2 protein-coding genes and 1 pseudogene are annotated in these 1,844 nt (G+C 71.3%); 1 reads left to right on the top strand and 2 read right to left on the bottom strand.

Going from position 1 to position 1,844, the window contains the following annotated elements:
* Positions 1-94: 94 nt before the first annotated feature.
* Positions 95-526 carry an NfeD family protein gene (locus FNQ90_RS21775; protein WP_143624263.1) on the bottom strand — a complete coding sequence of 144 codons (432 nt, stop codon included), beginning with the start codon at positions 524-526 and terminating at the stop codon, positions 95-97.
* Between the two features lie 124 nt (positions 527-650).
* The gene (locus FNQ90_RS21770; RefSeq protein ID WP_143624265.1) at positions 651-1,442 is read right to left on the bottom strand and encodes an ABC transporter ATP-binding protein; all 792 of its coding nucleotides are present in this window, start codon (positions 1,440-1,442) and stop codon (positions 651-653) included.
* Between the two features lie 164 nt (positions 1,443-1,606).
* Between FNQ90_RS21770 and FNQ90_RS21765 the strand changes: the two are divergent.
* Positions 1,607-1,844, top strand: a pseudogene (locus FNQ90_RS21765) (hypothetical protein); the annotation flags it as partial.

The raw sequence follows: 1,844 nt of genomic DNA, 5'->3' as shown, positions 1-1,844 counted from the left end.
GTGGGGGAAGTGTTGGTGGTCGGGAGGAGAGCGTCCCCTCGCCCGTGTCAACTTCCCCGGATGTGGGGCTCGTTGGAGCTTCGACGGGCGCCCATCACATCACGACGGCGGTCGCGCCGTCGATCTCCACCACACTGACCCGGGAACCGGGTTCGAAAACCTCGCCGGTGTCCAGGGAGCGGGCCGACCAGACCTCCCCGGCGAGCTTGACCTGTCCCCGGTTGCCGTCCACCCGCTCCACGACCACGGCGGATTGTCCCAACAGGGCGTCCACACCGGTGCTGACGCCGGGAAGTTGGGCTCGGGAGCGCTTGGCGATGGGGCGGACCACGATGATGAGCGCGGTGGAGACGACGGCGAAGACCACGACCTGCAGGGGCAGGCTGTCGGTGACGCCTGCCGTGATCGCGCCCGCCACCGCTCCCACCGAGAGCATGCCGAACTCCGGCATCGCCGTCTGTATCAACGGGATCGCGAACGCTCCGGCGGCGATCAGCCACCACACCCAGAAGTCCACATCACCCATCGTAGGTCCCGGAACACGCCGGGAACAGATGGCGGGGGTCGGAACCGGACACGACGGGCCGGTCCCGGGGTGCCGCGTCGTGCCCGTCGTCGCACCGCGTGCCCCGGTACGGCGGGGTCCGCGGTCAGGTCAGGGGGAGCCCCCGGGCGGTCCAGCGGTCCCCCGCCCTCTCGACGACCAGGGGGAGGCCGAAGCAACGGGAGAGGTTGGCGGAGGTGAGCACATCCGGAATGGGGCCCGCCTCGAGCACCTTGCCCCGGCGGATGAGCAACACGTGGGTGAAGCCCGGTGCGATCTCCTCGACGTGGTGGGTGACCATGATCATCGAGGGGGCGTAGGGGTCGCCGGCCAGCCGACCGAGGCGACGCACCAGGTCCTCCCGGCCACCGAGGTCGAGCCCGGCCGCGGGCTCGTCGAGGAGCAGGAGTTCGGGGTCGGTCATCAGGGCGCGGGCGATCTGGGTGCGCTTTCGCTCACCCTCGGAAAGGGTGCCGAAGCGGCGGTCGAGGTGCTCGCTCATGCCCAGTCGGTCCAGGAAGGCGCGGGCCCGGGCCTCGTCCACCTCCTCGTAGTCCTCCTGCCAACCGGCGGTCATGCCGTAGGCGGCGGTCAGGACCGTCTGGAGAACGGTCTGGGAACGCGGCAGGCGTTCGGCGAGTGCGCTGCCCGCCATGCCGATGCGCGGGCGCAGCTCGAAGACATCGACACCACCGAGCTTCTCGCCCAGGATCTGGGCGGTGCCCGTGGTGGGGAAGAGATAGCTGGAGGCGATGTTCAACAGGGTCGTCTTGCCCGCCCCGTTGGGTCCGAGGATGACCCAGCGCTCACCCTCGGCGACCGACCAGGAGACCCGGTCCACCAGAGCGCGTCCGTCGCGGACCACGGATACGTCCACCAGCTCCAGTACATCGCTCATGCGCGCGGTTTCTCCCCTTGCCTTGCCGTTGCGTGTGGTGGTGCACCAGCCCGGGGACAACGCTACGCCACCCGGGAAGGACGCGGGGCGGCAGGATCCCGATCGGCGGGGCACGGGGCCCCTGGTGGGGCGCGGTGGCCCCCGGGTGTTCCTAAGGTGGGGGCATGGTGGAGGAACCGAGGTCCGGGCGACTGGCCGCCTGGGGCAACGCGTGGTTGGCGGGAACCGTGTCGCCGGACGAGGCGTTGCGCGAGGTGACGGAGGGCGACGACGCGCACCGGGTGACCGGGTTGCCCGGGGAGGACGGTCCGGTGGGCCTGGCTCTCGCCCTGGGGCGGCTGCGGGCGCTGGGTACCCGGGGGTTGCGGATCGCGCTGCCGGTGCCGGGGCACCCGGTGGGGT

This window comes from Streptomyces alkaliphilus (assembly GCF_014141535.1).
GTDB classification, from domain to species: Bacteria; Actinomycetota; Actinomycetes; order Streptomycetales; family Streptomycetaceae; genus Streptomyces; species Streptomyces alkaliphilus.
The sequence above is the reverse complement of the archived record's forward strand: the minus strand, read 5'-3'. Positions and strand labels throughout refer to the sequence as shown.

What these genes read in the sequence shown, in the direction of transcription:
- FNQ90_RS21775 (WP_143624263.1), bottom strand. Translation starts at nt 526, where the DNA reads ATGGGTGATGTGGACTTCTGGGTGTGGTGGCTGATCGCCGCCGGAGCG.
- FNQ90_RS21770 (WP_143624265.1), bottom strand. Translation starts at nt 1,442, where the DNA reads ATGAGCGATGTACTGGAGCTGGTGGACGTATCCGTGGTCCGCGACGGA.